Origin of the sequence: Nocardioides sp., assembly GCF_041393715.1 — a bacterium.
Lineage (GTDB): Bacteria > Actinomycetota > Actinomycetes > Propionibacteriales > Nocardioidaceae > Nocardioides.
The window spans coordinates 13,321-36,221 of sequence record NZ_JAWKJQ010000015.1 but is presented as its reverse complement, the minus strand read 5'-3'; the positions used below and the strand labels follow the sequence as shown (position 1 = coordinate 36,221).

Sequence of the window (22,901 nt, the reverse complement as noted above, 5' to 3'; positions counted from 1 at the left end):
CGGCATGCGGATGTAGCTCAGTTGGTAGAGCGCGACCTTCCCAAGGTCGATGTCGCGAGTTCGAGCCTCGTCATCCGCTCGGTTGAGCAGACGGTCGGCGCCCTCGGGTGCCGGCCGTTCTGGCTTTTCTGGGGCCGCCTCGGTCCGCAGCCGGCCGCGGGTGCCACCGATTGTGCGAAAGATGCAGGCCGTGGTCGCGCATTGTCGACGTTTGGGCACAAACGGCGACCTCCGGGCCGACATTTGCGTCGTTGTGGGCCAAACGTCGTCATCCAGCCACCCACCGCCCATGTGACTCACGAGACTCAAGAGGTTATCGTGACTGGCGTGACTCCGGTCTGACCGCTCACTCGCCGCGATTGAAGGTCTTCCCCATGCCTCGCCCTCGCCCGTCCGACGCCGCGCGTGCCACGTCGCCACGCCCCGCCGGCCGACCCGCCCACCGGCTACCTCGCCCTCGCACGATCGGCATCGCCCTGCTCGCGCTGCTCCTCGCCGCCGCCCCGTTCGTCCCCGCGAGGACCGCGGCGACTCCGGGGTCGCCGAGCGCACCGCGGCGGGCCCGGCCCCGACCAGGGCCGCCGACCCGGCGCCGGGTCGCACCCGCCTCACCCCGGCGATGCAGCGTGAGATCGACCGCGTGGTGGCCCAAGGGGCCGCGCAGCCGGCCCTGCGCGGCCGGCCGAGCCCGAGCACCCTGGCCGCCACCCAGGTCCGCTGTGCGACGTTCGAGCAGCTGACCTACTGCCTCCACGTCGGCTGGACCGACTCCTCGCCGACCGAGGTGCGGGCCCGGATCACCGCCGCAGCGGCCGCGGAGGCCCGCTCGGCACCGACCGCGACGGCGACGGTGAACACGGGCGATCTGGACCCGCTGGCCGACCTGACCGCGAGCGCACGGATGGCGCCGCGCGCCCGTGCCGCGGCCGACCGCGCCGAGCTGACCGACGCCGCACGCGCCGTCGCCAAGGTCTGGTCCATCCGCCACGACATCCTCGGCGAGCCCTACCCACGCGGCTTCTGGCGCCGCCACCCGGAAGCACGTCCGACCGGCACCGGCACCGGCGCCGGCACCACGTCGTACGCCGCCCGCAGCGGCTCCGCCTCGGCGTCGCCGACCGCGACCGCCACCCCGAAGGCGAAGCCGAAGAAGAAGTCGATCGCCGACTACCCCAAGAAGGACACCGTGCTGGACCCCCATCAGGTCCGCGAGCAGGTGCGGTCCTACTGGTGCGGCCCGACGTCGACACAGATGATCGTGTGGGGCTGGACCGGCAAGAAGCGCACCCAGAAGCACTGGGCCAACGAGCTGGGCACCACCACGTCGGGCACCGCGATCTCGAGCATCGTCCGCGTCGTCAACAGGCGCACCGGCTGGGACAACAAGGCGCACGCGGGCCCCTACATCACCCTCGACGTGAAGGGCTGGAGCTATGGCAAGTGGTACCTCCTGCTCGCCCGCCACGTCCACGACTACCGAGCGCCCCTGGTGCTGCACCCGATCCTGCTGAAGAAGTACTACCCCTACCTCGACGACGACGCGTCCGGCCACTACCAGGTCGGCCGCGGGTACTTCACCCGCAAGGACGGCGTCCGGATGATCAGCTACTTCGAGCCCTGGAACCAGCAGCGCTTCGACCCCTCGGAGCCGTTCATCAAGCGGGTGCAGTGGCAGCGGGCCTACCGCAGCTATCGCGCCAACCTCGCGCACCCCTACCACAACATCGGGGTCTGATGCCGCGGCCGAACGCGGCGTACGCCGGCTCCGCCCTGCTCGCGGCCACGCTCGCAGTCGGGCTCACCGCCTGCGCCGGCGACCAGCCGCCCCCGGCCTCCGGCACCAGCCCGGCCTCGACCACGACGAGCACGGTCGGCCCCGGCTCCTCGGGCTCGCCGTCGCCGGGAGTGACGTCGACCCCCGAGGCGGCCGACGCGCTGCTGGACTGGCTCCCGGTGCCCGGCTCCACCGACGCGGCGGTGACTGAGGCCGGCGAGTGGACCCTCGCGGTCGACCCCCGGGGCACGCGGGCGGTCCTCGACGGCCCACGGCCGGTCACCCTCCCGGCCGGAGCGGGTCGCCGGATCGCCGAGGCGTTCCTCGACGACGGCCACGCGCTCGTGGTGGCCCAGGACCGGCGCGAGACCCGCCCCTCCGTCGCGACCGTGGTCGACCTGGCGAGCGGCGAGCGGACCACCCTCGACGGCGACAGCCCGGCCCCGACCACGTCCGGCGGCACCTGGGCGCTCGGGCCGGACCAGGCCTTCTATGCCACCGTCGGCGCCCCCGGACAGGCTCGCGCCTACTGTCTGGCCGCGGCCGACCTCGGCACCGGCGACGGCGGCCCGCTGTGGTGCGCCGCGAAGCGACAGGGCTTCACCAACGCCCGGGTCGGCAGCGACGGCACCCTCAGCCTGATGACCTTCGACGACGCGCGCCCGTCGTGTCGCACCCTGGTCACGATGGCCGGGGTCACCCTCGACGGCCCCGACCCGACGCCGTACGCCGGCCCGACCGCCTGCGCGGCCTGGGAGGGGGTCACCCTCGGCAGCGACCGGGTGTGGACCGAGGTCCCCGACGAGCGGCACATCGAGCAGGCCCACGCCTACGCCGCCACGACCGCCGGCGAGCTGCAGGATCTCGGCGCGGCCACCTCGGGCAGTCTGCTGGCGTGTGGGGACGCGGCGTACTTCACCCGCGACGCCGGGGGCGGTGAGCCGGCCCAGGTGCTGCGCTGGAGCGCCGACGAGGGGCTCCGGGTGGTCTACCGCGCACCCAGCGCCAAGGACGGCTTCGTCGTCGCCCCACTGCGCTGCGGCGGCACCCGGCTTACCCTGACCGCACTCACTCCGGCCGGTGACGAACAGGTCACCGCCGGCCTGCGGTGACCCCCAAGATCACAGGATGGTCACGGCGCCGATTGGTCGTTTGGCGCAGAAGTTGCTAGCGTCCTGCGGATTCCGACGCCGGTCCCCCCGCCGTGCCTCCGATCGAGATGGGCCCCCCACCATGAACCTCGACCGTCGACCCCTGCGCCTGCTTGTGGCTGCGCTGCTGCTCGCCGGCCTCACCGCCACCACGATCCCCGCCGTCGCCGCGCCGGCGCCCGAGCGCTCGGTGTCCGCCGCGAACCGCCAGGCGACCGCGACGGCGCGCACCTTCGACCACCCACGGGCGGGCATCGTCTACCACGCGCTGTGGGGCACCCACACCAACGCCGAGCGGCGCCAGATGTTCGACAAGCTCAAGCGGATGCACATCCGCTGGGTCCGGATCGGCCTGCCCTGGGCGCTGGTCCAGCCGCGCAAGCCCACGGCGACGGACAAGGGTTGGAGCGCTTGGGGACTCGACCGGGTCGACAAGGTCGTCCGGATGGCCCACAAGCGCAACATCTCGGTGTCCCTCACCTTCCTCGGAACCCCCGGCTGGGCCAACGGCGGCAAGGGCCCCAAGTACCTCCCCAACAACCCGGCCGACTACGCCCGGGCGATCCGCAAGATGGCCAAGCGCTACCGCGGCAAGGTCACCTCGTTCGAGATCTACAACGAGGTCAGCGGCGGCATCCGCCTCAAGGGCGCGACCATCCAGGACTACAAGAAGGTCCTGTGCGCGGCACACGCCGCCGTACGCAAGGGCTCCCCCCGCGCGAAGGTGCTGTCCGCCGGCACCGGGCGCGACGCCGTCGCCTGGGTCGGCGACCTCTACGACGCGGGCGCCAAGCCCTGCTTCGACGTCCTGGCCATCCACCCCTACTACGGCGACCACGGTCCGACCTGGCCGGCCGGCAAGACGCCGGGGTGGCTGCGCAAGACCAAGGAGATGCGCGCCATCATGCGCAAGCACAAGGACCTCGGCACGCCGGTGTGGTTCACCGAGTTCGGCTGGCACACCGGCTCGATGGCCAACGGCGTCACGCCGCAGCAGCAGGCCAAGTACACCGTGCAGATGTTCAAGGTCACCGACAAGCGGCTGCCCTACGTCCAGAAGATGTCGCCCTACATGGCGCAGGACGAGGACGCCGAGGCGGCGAGCAACGCCCACTACGGCTTCTACACCCTCGACATGAAGCCCAAGCCCGTGGTCTCGGCGCTCCGCACCTACCTGGGCCAGCTGTCCTGACCGACCGGAGTCGGGCACGGTCGACTGGCAGGCTGGGCGGATGGCCGAGCCACCGGAGGACCTGAGGTCCGTCGGCATCCCCGCACCCGTCACCGACGCGGGAGCGGCGGCCGGCGGCGGGCTGCGCGACTACCTCGCCTGGCACGACGCCTACGACGACCCGCGGTCCAGCCTGCCCAAGCGGCTGCGACGGGTCCGATCCGAGATCGACCGCTTCCTCGACGACACCGCGCCCCGCCCGGTGCGGGTGCTGAGCCTGTGCGCCGGCGATGGCCGCGACGTCCTCGGCGTGCTGGCCGAGCGACCCGACCGCGCCCGGGTGACGGGCGCCCTGGTGGAGATCCTGCCGTCGCTGGTCGAGCGGGCACGCGCCCGGGTGGCCGAGCTGGGGCTCGATGCGGCCATCGAGGTCCGCGAGGCGGACGCGGGTCGCAGCGACGCCTACGTGGGCGCCGTCCCCGCCGACCTGGTCGTCGTGTCGGGCGTGATGGGCAACATCAGCGCCGACGACATCCACCGCCTCGTACGGGCCACCCGCGAGATGGCGGCGCCCGGCGCCACCGTGCTGTGGACCCGGGGTCGGATGGAGCCCGACCTGGGGCCCCAGATCCGGGCGTGGTTCGACGAGGCGGGCTTCGTGTCGGTCCGGCTCCACGACGACATCGAGGGCACTCCGATGCGCCTGGGCGTCGAGCGGCTGGTCGCCGACCCCGAGCCGCTGCGGCCGGGGCGGCAGCTGTTCACGTTCCTGCGCTGAGCCGCTCCGACCGGCGTACGCCGTAGGCTCGCCGCGTGGACTTCACCGGCTTCCCCGTGGCGGCGCTCGACTTCTACGACGACCTGGAGGTCGACAACACCAAGTCGTACTGGGAGAGGCACCGATCGACCTACGAGCAGGACGTGAAGGCGCCGATGCTCGCGCTGTGTGCCGCGCTCGCCCCGGAGTTCGGGGAGGCCAAGATCTTCCGCCCCTACCGCGACGTCCGGTTCAGCAAGGACAAGACGCCCTACAAGACCCACCAGGGCGCCTACGTGCCGACCGGCCCCGCCACCGGCTACTACGTCCAGCTGTCCGCTCGCGGCGTGATGGTCGGCGGCGGCTTCTACGACGCCGACAGCCGCCGCCTCGCCGCGTTCCGCGAGGCCGTCGCCGACGACAAGGCCGGCCCCAGGCTGCGCCGGGTCCTCACCGCGCTGACCACGAAGGGCTGGGAGGTCGGCGGCGAGACCCTCAAGACCGCACCGCGCGGCTACGACACCGACCACCCGCGCATCGAGCTGCTCCGCCACAAGTCGCTGACCGTGTCGACCGGCTACGGCTTCGAGCCGGTGATCCACGAGGCCGGGCTGCTCGACCGGGTCCGGGCCGACTGGTTGGCGGTGCGACCGCTGCTGGCCTGGGTGTCCGCGGAGGTCGACCCCCGCGTGGAGGGCTGAGGGTCGACGACCGCGGCCGTGCCACGATGGCCGGCATGCGCTCTCGGCCGTCGGTGACCAACGCCGCCCCCGAGCCGCCTGCCCGGTGGTCGCGGTGGCAGACCACGGCCGAGTCGCTGGCCGTCCTCGTCGCCAGCGGGCTGGGCCTGGCCTGGCTGGCGCAGCGCAGCCAGCAGACCGAGCTGGGCCAGACGGTCGACCAGGCAGGGATGGACCTCGTGGTCGGCGACGCCGAGGCGACCCGCCGGCTGCTGGGCTGGCTCGGAGTGGTCTCGGTCGGCACCATCGCGCTGGCCGTGGCCGGCCTGGTGCTGGTCGCGGTGTCGCGCCGGCGCTACGAGGCGGCTGCCGCCGCCGTCGTCCTGGTGGCCGGGGCCAACGTGACCACCCAGGTGCTCAAGCGCGCCGTGGACCGGCAGGACTTCGGGATGCTCACCGTGTCGAGCTTCCCGAGCGGCCACGCGACCGTCACGGTCTCCGTCGCTCTCGCCGCCCTGGTGGTGACGCCGACCGCCGTGCGCGGCGTGGTCTCGGCGCTCGCCACCGGGGCGATCACGGTGACCGCGGCCGCCACCCTGGTCGCGAGCTGGCACCGCCCCTCGGACATCCTCGGCGCGGTGCTGGTTAGCCTCGCCTGGGGCTCGGCCCTGACCGCGCTCTGGACACTGGTGCACGGCGGCGTCGCGCATCCACCGCCGGAGCAGCACCGGATCTTCTCGATGATCGGGTTCGTCGTGGCGGTGACCGCGCTGGTCGTGGTCGGCGTCCGCCCCGGCGGCGGCTGGACCAGGCTCCTCGACGCCGGACTGGTGATCGCCGCGGTCGGCAGCGCGGCCGCGGTCGCGGTGAGCGTGTTCGCCCACCTGTCGGCGCCGATGGCCGCCGAGCCCGACACCACCCCCGACGAGCGGCGGGGTGAGGGCGCGGCCGCGGTCGCGGTGGCCGCCGCGGACGATGCCGAGGACGTCGTACGCCGGGCCTCGCCGTAGGCTGAGCGGCATGCCCGCGGTCGCGACTCCCTCGAGCGCGGGCTGACGACGGCCCCATGGCCGACCAGGTCAGCCTGCGCGACGGCACTCCCGGTTGGGTGTGGCCGTTGCTGCCCACCGACCGGGAGACCTTGGTCCGGGAGTTCGAGACGCTGTCGCCCGAGTCGCGGCGGCGGCGGTTCCTGCAGCCGGTGCTGCACCTCTCCGACGCGATGCTGACCCACCTCGTCGACGAGGTCGACGGGGTCGACCACGTCGCGCTGGTGCTGATGGCGGAGGTCGGCGACGACCTGGTGCCGGCGGGGGTCGCCCGCTGCGTGCGCTACCCCGAGCACCCGGACGCCGCCGACATCGCCGTCACCGTCAAGGACGACTGGCAGGGCCGCGGTGTCGCGACGGCGCTGCTCGACGTGCTGATGCGACACCGTCCCGCCGGGGTGACCCATCTGCTGACCGAGGTGATGGCCGACAACCCGGCGTCGCTGGCGATGCTGCGACGGCTCGGTCCGGTGCGCACCTACGACACCGCCATGGGCATCCTCGACGTGGAGGTCGACCTGGTGCCCACCGGGGTGCAGCTGACCCCTCTCGACGAGACCACCCACGAGGTGGTGCACCGGCCGGAGCGGCGCCGGTTCCGCAGCCGCGACCTGGTCTGTCCCTGGCTGCGCCCGGGACCCTCCGAGGACCTCGACGGCCCGGCCGACTGAGGTGCCGGCGGCCTCTCCCGTCGGTCAGTGCGGCTGCCAGGCGTCGTCGTCGGCCGTCCGCGCGGCCACCGCGTCGGGGAGGACACCGGCCGCCAGGTCGGCGATGGTGACCACCTCGAAGACGTCGCGCAGCGAGTGTCGGGCCGCGATCCAGACGTGCTGGAGCACCTCCGCCGACGGGTTGTACTCCACGGCTTCCGGGCGCAACCCGTAGACCGACACCAGCGGCCCGTCGACGGCCCGGATCACGTCGGCCACCGACACCTCACCACCGTCGCGCGCCAGCCGCCAGCCGCCCGACTGGCCGCGCTGGGAGACCACGATGCCCGACTTGCGCAGGTCGGCGAGGATCGCCTGCAGGAAGCCGTGCGGGATGTCCTGGCGTCGTCCGAGCTCCTCGGCGCTCACCGGCGCCGACCCGTCGCTGCCCGCCATCTCGATCAACGCCCGGAGGGCGTAGTCGGCCTTGGCGGAGACGCGCATGCGCGCATTGTCGCAGCACCCCACGGGCGCGGTGGACCTGGCCCGGCGTACTCCCGGACCGACCACGAGCGTGGGCCAGGTCACACCCGCCCGGGCGGGACGGGTCCGTCGGAACGCCTTGCGTGCTCCTCCAGAGCGAGGCATCATGGATGTTACTGGCGAGTAGCCAACGTGCAGCGCCCACTCGAGGCGCGCGCCGACCAAGCAACCGAGATCAGAGGGCGGGTCCCGTGAGCCACTACAAGAGCAACCTCCGCGACATCGAGTTCAACCTCTTCGAGGTGCTCGGGCGCGACCAGGTCCTGGGTCAGGGCCCCTTCGCCGACGTCGACGCCGACACCGCGCGGGAGATCCTGGCCGAGGTCGACCGGCTGTGCCGCGAGGACCTCGCCGACTCCTACGTCGAGGCCGACCGCACACCGCCGGTCTTCGACCCCGCGACCCACACGGCACCCGTGCCGGACGCGTTCGCGAAGAGCTACCGCGCCTGGATGGACGCGGAGTACTGGCGGCTCGGCATCGTCGAGGAGCTCGGCGGCACCCCCGCGCCGTCGACGCTCAACTGGGCGATCGGCGAGATGGTCCTCGGCGCCAACGCGCCGATCTGGATGTACGCCTGTGGGCCCGCCTTCGCCGGCGTCGTCCACCGCAACGGCAACGACCGCGACAAGCGGATCGCCGAGATCATGGTGGAGCGCAGCTGGGGCGCCACGATGGTGCTCACCGAGCCCGACGCCGGCTCCGACGTGGGCGCCGGCCGCGCCAAGGCGACCCCCAACGACGACGGCTCGTGGAACATCGAGGGCGTCAAGCGGTTCATCACCTCCGGTGAGCACCAGATGGAGGAGAACATCATCCACCTCGTGCTGGCCCGGCCGGTCGGCGTCGAGGGCGTGGGCGGCCCCGGCACCAAGGGGCTGAGCCTGTTCATCGTGCCGAAGCTCCACTTCGACCACGAGACCGGCGAGCTCACCGGTGAGCGCAACGGCGCCTACGTCACCGGGGTGGAGCACAAGATGGGCATCAAGGTGTCCAACACCTGCGAGCTCACCTTCGGCGACTCCTCCGTCGGTGGCGGCGAGCCCGCCCGGGGCTGGCTCCTGGGCGAGGTCCACGACGGCATCGCTCAGATGTTCCAGGTGATCGAGAACGCCCGGATGATGGTCGGCACCAAGGCCATCGCGACGCTGTCGACCGGCTACCTCAACGCGCTCGACTACGCCAAGAGCCGCGTCCAGGGCGCCGACCTCACCCGGGCCGCCGACAAGACCGCGCCGCGGGTGACGATCACCCACCACCCCGACGTACGCCGGTCGCTGATGACCCAGAAGTCCTTCGCCGAGGCGATGCGGGCGCTGGTGCTCTACACCGCGTCGTGGCAGGACCGGGTGCTGCTGGCCAACCACGCCGGCGAGCCCGACGAGCTGGCCGAGAAGGTCAACGACCTGCTGCTGCCGATCGTGAAGGGCTACGGCTCGGAGCGCTCGTGGGTGCTGCTCGGCACCGAGTCGCTGCAGACGCTCGGCGGCTCGGGCTTCCTCCAGGACTACCCGATCGAGCAGTACGTCCGCGACGCGAAGATCGACACGCTCTACGAAGGCACCACCGCGATCCAGGGCATGGACCTGTTCTTCCGCAAGATCGTGAAGGACCAGGGTCAGGCGCTGGGGCACCTCGCCGGCGAGATCAAGGGGTTCCTGGCCTCCGAGGCCGGCAACGGCCGGCTCAAGGTGGAGCGCGGGCTGCTCGCCCAGGCGCTCGAGGACACCAACGCGATCGTCGGCCACATGATCAACGACCTGATGTCGGCGGACCCGTCGGCCGAGGGCGGCGACCTGCGCAACGTCTACAAGGTCGGCCTCAACACCACGCGCGTGCTGATGGTGCTCGGCGACCTCGTCTGCTCGTGGCTCCTGCTGCGCCAGGCCGAGGTCGCGCTCGACAAGCTGGGCGGCGACGTCTCGCCCGCCGACCAGGCGTTCTACGAGGGCAAGATCGCGGCCGCGCAGTTCTTCGCGCACCACAACCTGCCGAGGATCTCGTCCGAGCGGGCGATCGCCGAGGCCACCGACCTGTCGCTGATGGACCTCGACGAGGCATCGTTCTGAGCCCCGGCCCGGCCTGAGAAACGCCCGGCCGGCCCACGGGGACGGCTGGGACCGACTACTGGTGCGTACGACGCGTCTCGCGCGTTGTACGCACCAGTAGTCATCTCACGGCACGCCCGCACCCGGCCACCGCGGAGCGCGCCGGACCGGCGCTCTCAGCCGCTCCTCATGTCGATGGTGCACAGTGTGCACATGCGCACCACAGGAATCGTCCTGCTGATGCTCGGTCTGCTCTTCGGCCTCGACGTCGTCAATGTCGGCACCAGCTTCCTCGACGAGGGCCGGTGGCGTGGATCCTGGCCGGAAGCGGACTGCTGCTCGTCGTCGGCTCGATGATGGGTCACCACGCCCGCCGCTGACGCCCTGACCGCTCGCCTCCCCACCCGCGCCGTGGTGGCGCCGTCGATGCCGTGGGTGGCGCCGCGGGTGGATGTCTACTGGTGCGTACGACGCAGCTGGCGCTTCGTACGCACCAGTAGACGTCTCTTCCGGGCGCGGTCGGAGGACGTCATCCCCACCGAGCGCCCGCGCGACCGATCCGGATGACGTCCGATGGCTCAGCCGCGGGAGCCCGCGCCGGCGCTGGGCTTGCGGCCACCCTGCTTGCCGTAGGGCTTGCCGGCTCCCTTGCCGTAGGCCTTGCCGGCCCCCTTGCCGTACGACGTGCCGTACGACGTGCCGGGCTTGCCGCCGCGCGCCTGCTGGCCACGCCCCGGGCCGCCGGACCGACGCTCAGCCGGCCGGCCACCACGCCGCGGGCCCTGGCCCCGGTGGGGGGCGCCCTCGGAGCGGGGGGCACGGGGCGGGGTCGACGAGCCGGTGGCGACCAGCGCCTCCGCGGTCATCGGCCGCGGAGCGGAGCGGACGTCGTGGTGGAGGACCTCGACGCCGGCGCCCTGGTGGAGCCGGGACACCGCGCCGGAGTGCCGCACGGTCGTCAGCGTGACGACGGTGCCGTCGCGCCCGGCGCGGGCGGTGCGGCCGGAGCGGTGCAGGTAGGTCTTGGGGTCGTTGGCCGCGTCGAAGTGCACGACCAGGTCGACGTGGTCGACGTGGATCCCCCGGGCGGCGACATCGGTGGCGACCACGGCGGAGGCGTCTCCGCTGGTGAACTTCGCGAGGTTGCGCTCGCGGACCCGCTGGCTCAGGTCGCCATGCAGGTCGACGGCGGTGACGCCGCGCTCGCCCAGCTCGGCGGCCAGGTTGACGGCCGCGTCGCGGGTGCGCGTGAAGACGATGGTCCGCCCGTTGGCGCGGACCAGGTCGGCCGCCGCGTCGAGCTTCTCGCGGTAGCCGCCGACCACCAGCGTGTGGTGGGACATGGTCGTCACGGCACCGGCGTTGGGGTCGACCTCGTGCCGCCTCGGGTCGCGCAGGTGGGTGCGCACCAGGGCGTCGACGTCACCGTCGAGGGTGGCCGACAGCAGCAGCCGCTGGCTGCCGGCCGGGGTGAGCCCGACCAGCCGGTCCACGGCGGGGTAGAAGCCCAGGTCGCACAGGTGGTCGGCCTCGTCGAGCACGGTGACCTCGACGTCGTCGAAGAAGACGTAGCCCTGCTCGAACAGGTCGTCGAGCCGACCAGGGGTGGCCACCACGATGTCGGCGCGACGACGAAGGCGGCGGGTCTGGGCGTCGTACGGCGTGCCGCCGTAGACGGTGACCGTGGACAGCCCGATCGCGTTGGCGAGCGGACGCAGCGAGCGGTCGACCTGGGTGGCCAGCTCACGGGTCGGGACGATCACCACGGCGCGCGGGTGGCACGGGCGGGTGCTGCCCTGCGCCAGCCGCGCGAGCACCGGCAGCCCGAACGCGAGCGTCTTGCCCGAGCCGGTCTGCGCCCGGCCGAGCACGTCGTGGCCGGCGGCGGCGTCGGGGATGACGGCCGACTGGACCGGCGTCGGGTCGGTGATGCCCTGCTCGGCCAGGGCCGTGCGGAGGGCGGCGGGGAGGGAGTCGAAGACGGAGACCTCGGTGTCCTCGCTGGCCGAGGGGGTCTCGTGGGTGGGCTCGATCGTGGGCGCGCTCATGCGTCGCAGTCCTTGCTGTGGGTGCCGGAAGGCGGTCGGGTGCATCTGCGCGCGGACCCGCGGCGCGGGTCCGGTGAGCCTTGCCAGACACGGTCTCTGCCCTCGCAGCGGCGGGGGCCACCGGTCTCGGCCGCGCGATCGTGCGTGCGCGCCACACCGGCTTGATAAGAAGAGCGGCGCTGCGAGGCGCCGCCGGCTCCCACCAGGGTACGGCGTCACGACGGGCCCGACCCAATCGCCGACGCTGAGAGCCCGGTCACGCGCGCGGGGCGTTCGCGGGCGTGTCCTAGGCTCACGAGCATGAGCGACGCTGCGGACCACCCGGCCACCGACGACCGCGAGGAGCTCGCCGGCTACGTCGACATCTGGTGGCGCGCGATCGACGACTTCACCCACCTGCTCGAGGCCCTCGACGAGGCCGACTGGGGCACCGCCACCGACCTCCCCGGCTGGGACGTGCACGCGGTGGCGGCGCACACCGCCCACCTGGAGGCGATCCTGGCCGGACATCCGGAGGAGACGGTCGAGATCGAGCAGCCCGACCACGTGACGAGCCTGATGCAGGCCTACACCGAGCAGGGCGTCGTGGCCCGGCGGCACCGCACCCCCGACGAGCTGATCAACGAGATCCGCGAGAGCGCCACCACCCGGCGGACCGCGCTGCTCGACGACCCGCCGACCGACGGCGCCGCGAAGCCCGAGCTGATCTTCGGCGGCATCGGCTGGACGTGGCGCACCCTGCTGCGCAACCGGCCGCTCGACGTCTGGATGCACGAGCAGGACGTACGCCGGGCCACCGGCCGCCCGGGCAACCTCGACAGTGCGGCCGCGCGGCACACCGCCGACTACCTGCTGGAGTCGATGCCCTATGTCCTGGCCAAGCGCCTCGGCGCGGCTCCCGGGACCTCGGCGGTGTTCCGCGTCGACGGGAGCGAGCCGGTGGTCGCGGTCGTCAACGACGACGGTCGTGGCGCGTTGGCGGCCGACGCGCCGGCCGAGCCCACCGTGACCGTCGAGACCGACCGGGAGACCTTCGTGCTGCTCGCGGGCGGCCGGCGTACTCCCCCGCCGGAGGCGATCCGGCTGACCGGCGACGCCGACCTGGGTGCCCGGCTGCTGGAGGCGCTGGCGGTGACCCCGTGACGTTCGGTCTGCTGGGCCGCTCGACCGAGGCCACCTGGTCCGTCTCGGACATCCCGGACCTGTCGGGTCGGACCGCCGTGGTCACCGGCCCGAGCGTGGGCGGGATCGGCCTGGCCGCCGCCATCGAGCTGGCCCGGCACCGCGCGCGGGTCGTGCTCGCCGGACGGTCGGCGACCAAGCTCGAGGCAGCCGCGGCCGCACTGGTCGACCAGGTGCCCGACGCCGAGCCGGTCCCGCTGCTGGTCGACCTGTCCGACCTCACGTCGGTGCGGCAGGCGGCCGCCGAGGCGGCCCGATTGGGGCCGCTGCACCTGCTGGTCAACAACGCGGGGGTGATGGCGCCGGCCTACCACCGCACGGCCGACGGCCTCGAGCTGCAGCTGGCGACCAACCACTTCGGACCGTTCCTGCTCACCGGCCTGCTGTTGCCCCAGCTGGCCGCCAGCGGCGAGGCCCGCGTGGTGACCGTGGCCTCGCAGATGCACCGGATGGCGCGCTCGGCGCCACTGGGCGACCCGCACACCCAGGCGGGCCGCTACCAGCGCTGGCCGGAGTACGGCCAGTCCAAGCTGGCCAACCTGCTGTTCACCTTCGAGCTCGACCGGCGGCTGCGCGAGGGCGGGCTGCCGGTCCGGGCGCTGGCAGCCCACCCCGGCTTCGCCGGCAGCCACCTGGTGGCCAACGGCCAGCTCGGCCGAGCCTCCGGTCCGGTCGCGTCCATCCTCGACGCCGCCGTGCGCGCCGTGTCGCAGTCAGTCGACGACGGGGCGCTGCCCACGCTGATGGCTGCCACGGCCGACCTGCCCGGCGGCACCTACTGCGGTCCCTCGGGCCCTGGTGAGATGAGCGGTGCGCCGGTCGTCGTCGAGGCCTCCGCGACCGCCCACGACCCCGAGGCGCAGCGGCGGCTCTGGGAGCTCAGCGAGCAGACGGTCGGGCTCGCCTACCCCTGAGGCGGGTCGACGTCGACCTCACGCGGCAGCCGGGTGCGGCCGTCGAACTCGACGGCATGCCTGATCCGCTCGACGAAGAACGGCCGCATCTCGGGGAGCCCGTCGACGGGGAACCAGCCGACGTCGACCGACTCGTCGTCGCCGACCCGTGCCGCACCCGTGAGGTGGCGACAGCGGAGGGTGTGGGTGAGGAACTGCACCTGGTCGCCGTTCGGATAGATGGTCGGCGGCCCGACGCTCACCGCGGCGAGACCCTCGACCTCGCAGACGACCCCGGTCTCCTCGAGCACCTCACGCTCGGCGGTCGCCGCCGGGTGCTCGCCCGGGTCGACGATGCCGCCGACGGCCGTCCACTCGCCCGTGTCGGAACGGCGCACGAGCAGGACCTCGGGTCCCGCTCGACCCTCGCGCAGCACGACCGCCGTCACGCCGCACAGCCACAGCGGATCGTGGCCGACGCGTGCCCGCAGACTCAGGATGAAGTCCGGGGTGGGCATCGGCTCAGGGTAGCCAGCGCCCGCGCGCGCCGGCGTACGACGTCAGCGCCCGCGGGGGCCGAAGGTGGGCCGCACCCGGGCGAAGGCCGCCTCGCGCGCGACCTTGGTGTTGCGGGCGGCGAGCAGCAGCGCCTGCTCGACACGCTCGCGGGCGAAGGTACGACGCGGCGAGGAGGTCCAGGTGTCGTTGAAGAGGCGCTTCGCCGCGGCCAGGGCGTCCGGCGACCGGTCGGCCAGCTGCTGGGCGAACGACGTCGCACCGACCACCGGGTCGGCGTCCAGCGTCGTGACCAGCCCGACCTCGTGGGCCTCCTTGCCCGACAGCATCTCGGCGGTCATCGTCAGCCGCTTGGCGGTGTCGATGGACGTCAGCTCGGCCAGGCTGCGGATGCCCGACATGTCGGGGATGATCCCCCACTTGCCTTCGAGCACCGACCACGTCGAGTCGGGGGTGGCGAACCGGAAGTCGGCGGCCAGCGCGATCTGCAATCCGCCCCCGAGGCAGTGCCCGTGCACCGCGGCGATCACCGGGACCGGCACCCGGCGCCACGCCCAGCAGGCCTCCTGGAAGGTGTTGGTTCCGCGCCAGGGTCGGGGGACGAACGCCCGCGCCACCCGGGTCGGCTGCTTCAGCACGGTGCCGAAGTCGAGCCCCGCACAGAAGGCATCGCCCTCACCGGCGAGGACGACGGCACGCAGCGTCTTGTCGGCACGCAGCTCGTGGGCGGTCGCCACCAGCTGGTCGAGGATGTCGAGGGTCAGCGCGTTGAGCTTGTCGGGCCGCGACAGCCGGACCTGGGCGATCCCGTCGTGGACGGTGCACGTCACTCTCCCCGGGTCGCTGGTCATGTCTCGAATCTAGCCGGTGGCGGGGGTTGGAGGTTCAACCCCTCACACCGACAACGCGGCCAGGGCGGCGTTGACGAGCGACCCGGCGTCGAGGTCGCTCGCGGGCACGGCGACGGCGGGGACGCCGAGGGCGGAGCCCAGCCAGCCCAGGGAGTACGGCGCCACGTCGTGGGCGGTCACCACGGGGAGCCCCGGCTCGAAGGCCTGCCGCAGCACCCCGGCCAGCGCCGGCGTGGTGGCGGTGCGGATGCCGTAGCGCAGGGTGCGCTGCCACGCGCCATAGACCAGGTCCGGCGACACCACGTCGATCAGGTGCACGCGCACGCCCTCCTCGGCGAGCTCGCTCGCCGCGGCCACCGCGTCGGGCAGCGTCGGCCCGGTGACGGCGAGCTGCACCGCCGGACCGACACCGGTGCCGCCGTCGACCAGCCGATAGGCGCCGCTGAGCACCTGCCGGCGCAGCACCGCGTCGCCGAGCCGCTCCCGGGCCTCGGCGAACGGCCGCTGGTCGATCGGCCGGCGGGTCACCCGGAGGTGCACGGCACCGCGGCCCTCGGTCGCGATCTCCTCGAGCGCGGCGCACAGCAGCCAGTCGACAGCGACGGCGTACGCCGGCTCCAGCAGCGTCAGCGACGGGACCTCGATCGCCGACTCCTCGCCGGCGAGCACGAAGCGCGACCCGGAGGCGGCGGCCAGGCTCGCCTCCGCCACCGAGGCGAGGCTGTCGACGATCCCCACCGCCAGCAGCGGCTGCCCGGAGACCTCCCGGGCCAGGCCGAGCTGCTCGAGGGCGGCCACCCGGGGTCCGACGGCGTCGTCGGCGACCACCAGGTGCCCCGACAGACCGGACTCGCGCTCGAGGGCGCGCAGGCTGCGCAGGAAGGCCGCGCGCGTCGAGGTCGGGTGGTTGGCGCTGGCGCCGGTGGCGGCGGGCACCACCGCCCGCCACGGGTCGGGGCCGAGCGGCAGCCGGCCCAGTCCGGTGGCGCGGTCCGCGAGCGTGGGCCACAGGTCGGCCGGCAGCGGCGCCCGCTCCTCCAGCTCGATCGGCCGCTGCGGCGCCGGGTGCACGAGCACGGCGCTCACCGACGCGCGGGTGCCGGCGGCCTCGGCGTAGGCCTCGAGCAGGGTGTCCTGGTCGTCGCCGCCGAGGTCGCCCAGCAGGTCGGCCAGCTCGGCGTCGCTCCGCCGCCCGACGTAGGACCACACCGGCACCGGCGCCCCGTCGAGCAGCGCCAGCCTCAGCTCGCCGTCGTCGGCGCTCAACCCCCGCTCCAGCTCGCGGAGCCGGTCGGGGGGCAGCAGCCGCAACCAGATCTCGAGCTCGGGACAGTCCAGGAAGGCGGCCAGCAGCCTCGGTCCGAAGCGCACCTCGCTGACCCGGCACCCGGCCTGCTCCAGCCGCGAGCGGACGCCGTCGCGAGCCTCGAGAACCAGCAGCACCGGTGAGGCGCCCTCCTCGACATGGCGGCCCAGCAGGGTGAAGAAGTCGTCGTCGAGGTCGGCCCGGCCGAGCACCCCGACGAAGCGCGCGGGGGGCCGCGCGCCGAAGTGCTGGTCGACGTGGCGGCGGGTGGCGGCCGCCAGCAGCGTGGCTGCCGGGGCCCCGGAGGCCACGATCGGGTGACCGGCGACGCCGAGCCCGTCGCGGACGGCGCGGGCCGCCGAGAGCGCGTCGGGATGCACGATGACCCGGTCGGCCGGCTCGAGCACCGCGCCGTAGAGGGCGGCGAGGGCGGCCACCAGTCCGGTGCCGGCGCCGGGCTCGACGGCCAGGCGGGCATGCTGAGCCACCCGGTCGAGGACGGCCGCGTCCACGGCCCGCCGCTCGGCGTGCTTCATCGGCTCTCCCCCCGCGCCTGCCCGAGCAGCTGAGGTGTCAGGGTGTCATGAGGGGAAGCGGCCGCGCAGGTGGACCCGTGGTTCCCCCCGCGCGGTCTGGACAGCATCATGGCAGCCCCTCGGGAGAGACGGCGGACGCCCCGCCGACCGGTGGTCGACGGGGTGCCGCGAACCCTCGGACGGGGCTAGTGGTGCCAGCGGGGCACCCAGGCCGGGCCGGTGTGGGCCCGGTCGCCGAGCAGCGTCAGCACCGCCGGCAGCAGGACGCCGCGGACCAACGTCGCGTCGAGCAGGATGGCGGTGGCGAGGCCGACCCCGAGCTCCTTCATCTCCAGGGTCGAGAGCATCCCGAACACCGAGAAGACGCCGACCATCACCGCGGCCGCCGCGGTCACCACGCCCGCCGAGCGACCGACGCCGCGGCGGACCGCCTCGGCCGGGGGAAGCCCGGCGTCGCGCGCCTCGCGGACCCGGCTGGTGACGAAGACGTGATAGTCCATCGACAGGCCGAACAGGATCACGAACATCAGCAGCGGCAGCCACGCCTCGACGGCGCCGATGGAGGTGAAGTCGAGCAGCCCCTCCGCCCAGGTGTGCTGGAACACCAGCGTCAGCACGCCGTACGCCGCCCCGACGGACAGCAGGTTGAGCGCGACCGTGGCGACGGCCAGCCAGGGCGACCCGAAGGACAGCAGCATCACCGCCAGGGTCAGCAGCAGCACGAACCCCACGACCCACGGCAGCCGCGCGTCCATCCACCGGGCCAGGTCGCTGGCCTCGGCGCCGCCGCCCACGTGCACCTCCGCCGAGGGCACGCCGGCGAGGGCGGCCTCCACCTCCGGCACCACCTGGGCGCGCAGCTCGTCGACGGTGTCGCCGAACTCCCCTGCGGACGGGTCGACGTCCAGGGCGACGGTCTGCACGGTCACCGACCCGTCCAGCGAGGTCGTCAGCTCGGGCGCGACCTGGGTCACGTGCGCGACCCGCTCGGTGGTGCCGACCGCCCGCTCCAGCGCGGCGGCCACCCGGTCGGCGTCGGCCGGATCGGCCCTGACCACCAGGTCGACGGTCTGCCCGCCGTCGGTGGGCACCGCCCGCTCGAGCTGGTGGTAGGCCCGCACCACCTGCAGGTCCGCCGGGAGTACGTCGACCGACCCCAGCTCGGTCTTCATGCCGAGCGCGGGCAGCGCCAGCGCCAGCAGCAGGGCCGCCGTGACGCCACCCCACGCGAGCGGGTGACGCGACACCCGGCCGGCCAGCCGGCCCCACAGCGACCGGTCGGTGCCGCGGCGTCGGGAGAGCCGGTGCAGGAACGGGATGCGCAGCCAGTCCACGCCGCGACCCAGGAGGGCCAGCATCGCGGGCAGCAGCACCGCCGAGGCGGCGACGGCCACCGCGACGACGAGCATGGCGCCGACCGCGAGCGAGGTGAAGAGCCCACCCGCGACGAGCATCCCGGCCATCGCCACCACGACGGTGAGACCCGAGATGACCACCGCCCGGCCGGCCGTGGCGCCGGCGATCGCGACGGCGTCGACCCGGGAGCGACCCGCGGCGATCTCCTCCTGCACCCGGCGCATGATGAACAGCGAGTAGTCGACGCCGACCGCCAGCCCGATCAGCAGCACCAGGCTCTGGGTGCTCGGGTCGACCGGCAGCAGACCGCGCGAGGCGGCCGCCGTCAGGCCCAGGGCGACCAGGACGCTCGAGAGCCCCAGCAGCAGCGGGACACCGGCCGCGACCACGGCGCCGAAGGCGACCAGCAGGATGAGCAGGGTGATCGGGATGCTGTAGATCTCCGCCCGCTCGAAGTCCTTGCCGATGGTGGCGTCGAGCTCCCGGTCGATCGACCCCTCACCCACCTGGCCGACCTCGAGCTCGGGGTGGTCGGCCGCGAAGGCCTCGGTGGCGTCGAGGCTGTCGGCCACGACGTCGGCCGCCGGGACCGCGGTGTCGCCACCTCCGGTGGCGAGCTCGAGCTCGAGCACCAGGCTGCGACCGTCGGGAGCGGGCATCGGGCGGCCCACCGACGCGACGCCGGGCACCCCGGCGTACGCCTCGGTGAGCTCGGACGCCAGGTCCGACGCGGCCGACGGCGAGAGCGGGCCGGCCTTGCTGGTGACGACGACCCGCTCGGTCGGACGTTCACCGAAGTCGGCGCCGGCGACGATGGCGGCCGCCTCGGCGGAGTCGCCGACCAGCTGCTCGTCGGGCTGGGTGGTCGTGATGCCGCCGGCGAGCAGCCAGCCGGAGCCGACGAGGATCATCAGTCCGGCGAGGCTGACCAGCCACCGGTGCCGCATGCTCCAGAGGGTGAGCCGGGACCGGTGCTCGGGGGCCGGCGGAGCGGGCCGGGTCGGGGTGGGGTCGAGAGTGGTCGTCATGACCACCAACCTCGCGCCGACCGGGTCGGCGCGACATCGGGCCACCACCCCCCAGCACCCTGAGATTCTCCCGGGTGCCCCCTGGGGGTCACCCGGAGGGCACTCCCGAGACGAGGGCAGCGCCGAGGCGCGACCTCGGGGCATGATGACCTCATGAGCGAGTCGCGAGCAGGCACCCCCGCGCAGCCCTCCGACCTGGTGGACGTCGCCCATCTGGTGACGGCCTACTACACCGCTGTACCCGACCCGGAGGACGTCGACCAGCAGGTGGCGTTCGGCACCAGCGGCCATCGAGGAAGCAGCCTGCGCACCTCCTTCAACGAGACGCACATCCTCGCCACCACGCAGGCGATCTGCGACTACCGGCGCTCGCAGGGCTACGACGGCCCGCTGTTCATCGGGCGCGACACCCACGGGCTGTCCGAGCCCGCCTGGGCGTCGGCGATCGAGGTGCTGGTGGCCAACGACGTGGCCGTGCTCGTCGACAGCCGCGACGGCTACACGCCGACGCCCGCGGTGTCGCACGCGATCCTGCGGGCCAGCGACGGCCGCACGTCGGGTCCGGGGCTGGCCGACGGCATCGTGGTCACGCCGTCGCACAACCCGCCCGCCGACGGCGGCTTCAAGTACAACCCGCCCCACGGTGGCCCGGCCGACACCGACGCCACCTCGGTCATCGCCGCCCGCGCCAACGAGCTGATCGCGGGCGCCCTCCGCGACGTGCGCCGGGTGCCGTTCATGCGGGCCCGCCACGCCGTGTCGTCGTACGACTTCCTGGGCGCCTACGTCGACGACCTCCCCGCCGTCCTCGACCTCGACCAGGTCCGCGAGGCCGGCGTCCGGATCGGGGCCGACCCGCTGGGTGGCGCGAGCGTGGCCTACTGGGGCGAGATCGCCGACCGGCACGGGCTCGACCTGACCGTGGTCAACCCGCTCGTCGACCCGACCTGGCGGTTCATGACGCTCGACTGGGACGAGAAGATCCGGATGGACTGCTCCTCGCCGTCGGCGATGGCCTCGCTGATCCGCCGCAAGGACGAGTACGCCCTCGCGACCGGCAACGACGCCGACGCCGACCGGCACGGCATCGTCACTCCCGACGGCGGGCTGATGAACCCCAACCACTACCTCGCGGTCGCGATCTCCTACCTGTTCGGCGGGGCGCGCCCCGACTGGCCCGAGACGGCGAAGATCGGCAAGACGCTGGTGTCGTCGTCGATGATCGACCGGGTCGCCGGCGGCATCGCCAAGCCGATGGTCGAGGTGCCGGTGGGCTTCAAGTGGTTCGTGCCGGGGCTGCTCGACGGGTCGTTCGGCTTCGGTGGCGAGGAGTCGGCCGGGGCGTCGTTCCTGCGCCGAGACGGGCGGGTCTGGACGACCGACAAGGACGGCATCCTGCTGGCGCTGCTCGCCTCGGAGATCCTGGCCGCCACCGGCCGGACGCCCAGCCAGCACTACGACTACCTCGCCGGCCGCTACGGCGCCCCGTCGTACGCCCGGGTCGACGCGCCCGCCGACCGCGAGCAGAAGGCCAAGCTGGCCGCGCTCTCGCCGAGCGACGTGGCCGCCACCGAGCTGGCCGGCGAGCCGATCACCGGCAAGCTCACCGAGGCGCCCGGCAACGGCGCCCGGATCGGCGGGCTCAAGGTGACCACCGAGAACGCCTGGTTCGCCGCCCGCCCCTCCGGCACCGAGGACGTCTACAAGATCTACGCCGAGTCGTTCCTCGGCCCCGAGCACCTGGCCCAGGTGCAGGCCGAGGCCCGTGACGTGGTCTCCGCCGCCCTGGGCTGACCTCCGGACGCCCCTCCCCGATCGTTTGCTGCAAAGGGCCCCTCCGGTCGGCGTGGCGCCGGGCCTTCCGCAGCAAACGATGGACCCGTTTCGGAGGGCGCAGCATCGGGTAGGCCATGCTGGGACGGGTCGCCCGAGGTGCGGGCGCCGAAGCAGGAGGCGAAGGCGATGGGCAGGCGGACGGTCGGTACGACGATGGGGGCGGCGCTGGCGGCCCTGGTGCTCGCGGGGTGCTCGATCGGCACGCCCACGGTGGCTCAGGAGGATGTCGAGAAGACCGTCTCCGACCAGCTCGAGGCGCAGGTCGGGCAGGCCCCCGACAAGATCACCTGCCCGGGCGACCTCGAGGGCAAGGTCGGTACCGAGATGCGCTGCACCCTCGAGGCCGGCGGCGACACGCTCGGGCTCACCGTGAAGGTCACCTCGGTGGAGGGCAAGACGGTGAAGTTCGACATCCAGGTCGACGACAGCGCCCAAGGCGGCTCGTGACCGCGGTCGACGAGCTGCGCCGCCGGGTCGAGGCGGCGGTCGACGGGACGCCGTACACCCTGACGGCGACCGACGACGGCTTCGACCTGGCCGTCGACTGGGGCGACCAGCGGTGGTTCGCGCTGCTCGGCAAGGCCGGCGTGTCACGCACGTTCATCCACCACGTGCACGTCGACGAGGGCAACGGCACGTTCTCGGTGACCGACGACAGCCGCGAGGTCCGGTGGAGCGCCGGCGTCCCCACGCTGGCGCTGGGCGCGGAGCGGATGCAGGGCCGGGTGATCACCCTCGGCCGGCAGCGCGTGTGGGGACTCGACGACGCCGGCCACCTCACCCGGCAGGCCGACCTGGCCTTCGACTCCGAGGAGGGCCGCGAGCTGATCACCACCGCGGCCGAGGGGCTCGACCTGCGGCAGCGCCGCGGGGCGGCCGAGCGCACCGGCCTGGCCTTCGCGCTGGTGGGCGGCGTCGGCGCGCTGGTGGTGGCGGTGGTGCTGCTGGTGGCGTTCGCGCTCGGCAAGTTCTCCTGAGGGCGCGTCAGGACTCGGCAGGCTCGTCGACGCCGGCCTCCCCCGCAGGCCGCACCGAGGCCATGAACCGCTGGAACTCCGGCCCGATGGTGTCGAACTGCCCGAAGGTGCAGCTGAACGTGAACAGCACCACGGCGCGCTTGGCCGGGTCGTCCACGTCGGGCATCACCTGGACCACCTGGATCTGCCGAAGGTCGTAGCGCCGTCCCTCGACGGAGGCCACGGCGCCGATCAGCTGGCTCAGACTCGGCGCCGCCTCGCCGCCCGGGGTCCGCTGCAGCAGCTCGACCTCCTCCGCGCCCTGGGCGCGCAGCAGGGCCAGCGACTCGTCACCGATGGTGGCCAGGTCGGCGTCGTCGTCACGCAGGCCGCCGCTCACCACGATCGTCGGGTGGTAGCCGGAGTCGTCGTCGATGGACCGGACGGCGAGGAACGCGGCGTTGGTCACCCCCAGCTGCTCGGGCGCTGCCGGCCGCCACTGGGGTCCGGGCAGCCGCATCTCGATCGGCACGGGCAGGGTGGTCGTCATCGGCACTCCTCGGAGGTCGG

The 22,901-nt window shown here is 73.5% G+C and carries 21 protein-coding genes and 1 tRNA gene; 15 read left to right on the top strand and 7 right to left on the bottom strand.

The genetic code is table 11. The features are described 5' to 3' along the window. Positions 1–6: 6 nt before the first annotated feature. The 8 genes from R2740_RS17935 (at position 7) to R2740_RS17900 (ending at position 7,253) form a co-directional block, all read left to right on the top strand. Positions 7–79 (top strand) — tRNA-Gly (locus R2740_RS17935). Between the two features lie 540 nt (positions 80–619). Further along, complete coding sequence (locus R2740_RS17930; RefSeq protein WP_371304061.1) at positions 620–1,735, top strand: C39 family peptidase; 1,116 nt, start codon at positions 620–622, stop codon at positions 1,733–1,735. After that, a complete protein-coding gene (locus R2740_RS17925; RefSeq protein ID WP_371304060.1) occupies positions 1,735–2,886 on the top strand; it encodes a hypothetical protein in 1,152 nt (383 codons plus the stop codon). The genes R2740_RS17930 and R2740_RS17925 overlap by 1 nt, the downstream gene beginning before the upstream one ends. Before the next feature lie 121 nt (positions 2,887–3,007). After that, positions 3,008–4,117, top strand: a complete 1,110-nt coding sequence (locus tag R2740_RS17920) for a glycoside hydrolase family 5 protein (protein ID WP_371304059.1) — start codon at positions 3,008–3,010, stop codon at positions 4,115–4,117. Between the two features lie 40 nt (positions 4,118–4,157). Then, entirely contained in the window at positions 4,158–4,874 is a 717-nt protein-coding gene (locus R2740_RS17915) for a methyltransferase domain-containing protein (RefSeq protein WP_371304058.1), read from the top strand. Between the two features lie 35 nt (positions 4,875–4,909). Further along, on the top strand, positions 4,910–5,554 hold the full coding sequence (locus tag R2740_RS17910) for a DUF2461 domain-containing protein (protein WP_371304057.1): 645 nt from the start codon (positions 4,910–4,912) through the stop codon (positions 5,552–5,554). A gap of 35 nt (positions 5,555–5,589) precedes the next feature. Next, positions 5,590–6,543 (top strand): phosphatase PAP2 family protein, encoded by a 954-nt coding sequence (locus tag R2740_RS17905; RefSeq protein WP_371304056.1) that lies wholly within the window; start codon positions 5,590–5,592, stop codon positions 6,541–6,543. Positions 6,544–6,599: 56 nt separating this feature from the next. Further along, complete coding sequence (locus R2740_RS17900; RefSeq protein ID WP_371304055.1) at positions 6,600–7,253, top strand: N-acetyltransferase family protein; 654 nt, start codon at positions 6,600–6,602, stop codon at positions 7,251–7,253. A 24-nt stretch (positions 7,254–7,277) separates the two neighbouring features. Here R2740_RS17900 and R2740_RS17895 read toward each other — a convergent pair whose 3' ends face one another. Continuing rightward, positions 7,278–7,736, bottom strand: coding sequence for an Rrf2 family transcriptional regulator (locus R2740_RS17895; RefSeq protein ID WP_371304054.1), 459 nt, complete (start codon positions 7,734–7,736; stop codon positions 7,278–7,280). Positions 7,737–7,966: 230 nt separating this feature from the next. Between R2740_RS17895 and R2740_RS17890 the strand changes: the two genes are divergently transcribed. Together R2740_RS17890 and R2740_RS17885 are read left to right on the top strand one after the other, a co-directional pair. Further along, on the top strand, positions 7,967–9,844 hold the full coding sequence (locus R2740_RS17890; protein WP_371304053.1) for an acyl-CoA dehydrogenase: 1,878 nt from the start codon (positions 7,967–7,969) through the stop codon (positions 9,842–9,844). Between the two features lie 192 nt (positions 9,845–10,036). Next, positions 10,037–10,180 (top strand): hypothetical protein, encoded by a 144-nt coding sequence (locus R2740_RS17885; protein WP_371304052.1) that lies wholly within the window; start codon positions 10,037–10,039, stop codon positions 10,178–10,180. Positions 10,181–10,401: 221 nt separating this feature from the next. Here R2740_RS17885 and R2740_RS17880 read toward each other — a convergent pair whose 3' ends face one another. Further along, positions 10,402–11,871, bottom strand: a complete 1,470-nt coding sequence (locus R2740_RS17880; RefSeq protein WP_371304051.1) for a DEAD/DEAH box helicase — start codon at positions 11,869–11,871, stop codon at positions 10,402–10,404. A gap of 300 nt (positions 11,872–12,171) precedes the next feature. Here R2740_RS17880 and R2740_RS17875 point away from each other — a divergent pair, with 300 nt between their 5' ends. Both R2740_RS17875 and R2740_RS17870 read left to right on the top strand, forming a co-directional pair. Then, on the top strand, positions 12,172–13,014 hold the full coding sequence (locus R2740_RS17875) for a maleylpyruvate isomerase family mycothiol-dependent enzyme (RefSeq protein WP_371304050.1): 843 nt from the start codon (positions 12,172–12,174) through the stop codon (positions 13,012–13,014). After that, positions 13,011–13,967 carry an oxidoreductase gene (locus tag R2740_RS17870; protein ID WP_371304049.1) on the top strand — a complete coding sequence of 319 codons (957 nt, stop codon included), beginning with the start codon at positions 13,011–13,013 and terminating at the stop codon, positions 13,965–13,967. The genes R2740_RS17875 and R2740_RS17870 overlap by 4 nt, the downstream gene beginning before the upstream one ends. Here the strand turns inward: R2740_RS17870 and R2740_RS17865 are convergent. The 4 genes from R2740_RS17865 to R2740_RS17850 all read right to left on the bottom strand — a co-directional run bounded on the left by R2740_RS17865 (position 13,958) and on the right by R2740_RS17850 (position 19,539). Beyond that, complete coding sequence (locus tag R2740_RS17865; RefSeq protein WP_371304048.1) at positions 13,958–14,464, bottom strand: NUDIX domain-containing protein; 507 nt, start codon at positions 14,462–14,464, stop codon at positions 13,958–13,960. The genes R2740_RS17870 and R2740_RS17865 overlap by 10 nt on opposite strands. Before the next feature lie 42 nt (positions 14,465–14,506). Further along, positions 14,507–15,313: a crotonase/enoyl-CoA hydratase family protein gene (locus R2740_RS17860; RefSeq protein WP_371304047.1), complete on the bottom strand. Its 807-nt coding sequence runs from the start codon at positions 15,311–15,313 to the stop codon at positions 14,507–14,509. 42 nt (positions 15,314–15,355) lie between these two features. Next, a complete protein-coding gene (locus R2740_RS17855) occupies positions 15,356–17,155 on the bottom strand; it encodes a hypothetical protein (RefSeq protein WP_371304046.1) in 1,800 nt (599 codons plus the stop codon). A gap of 185 nt (positions 17,156–17,340) precedes the next feature. Beyond that, entirely contained in the window at positions 17,341–19,539 is a 2,199-nt protein-coding gene (locus tag R2740_RS17850; protein ID WP_371304045.1) for an MMPL family transporter, read from the bottom strand. A 153-nt stretch (positions 19,540–19,692) separates the two neighbouring features. On the opposite strand from R2740_RS17850, the gene pgm reads away from it, so the two are divergent. The 3 genes from pgm (at position 19,693) to R2740_RS17835 (ending at position 22,352) form a co-directional block, all read left to right on the top strand. Then, positions 19,693–21,333, top strand: a complete 1,641-nt coding sequence (pgm, locus tag R2740_RS17845; protein ID WP_371304044.1) for a phosphoglucomutase (alpha-D-glucose-1,6-bisphosphate-dependent) — start codon at positions 19,693–19,695, stop codon at positions 21,331–21,333. A 168-nt stretch (positions 21,334–21,501) separates the two neighbouring features. Continuing rightward, positions 21,502–21,822 (top strand): DUF4333 domain-containing protein, encoded by a 321-nt coding sequence (locus tag R2740_RS17840; RefSeq protein ID WP_371304043.1) that lies wholly within the window; start codon positions 21,502–21,504, stop codon positions 21,820–21,822. Next, positions 21,819–22,352, top strand: a complete 534-nt coding sequence (locus R2740_RS17835; protein ID WP_371304042.1) for a hypothetical protein — start codon at positions 21,819–21,821, stop codon at positions 22,350–22,352. Before R2740_RS17840 ends, R2740_RS17835 begins: the two co-directional genes overlap by 4 nt. Positions 22,353–22,359: 7 nt before the next feature. Here the strand turns inward: R2740_RS17835 and R2740_RS17830 are convergent, their stop codons facing one another. Further along, on the bottom strand, positions 22,360–22,881 hold the full coding sequence (locus R2740_RS17830) for a hypothetical protein (RefSeq protein ID WP_371304041.1): 522 nt from the start codon (positions 22,879–22,881) through the stop codon (positions 22,360–22,362). Positions 22,882–22,901 lie beyond the last annotated feature (20 nt).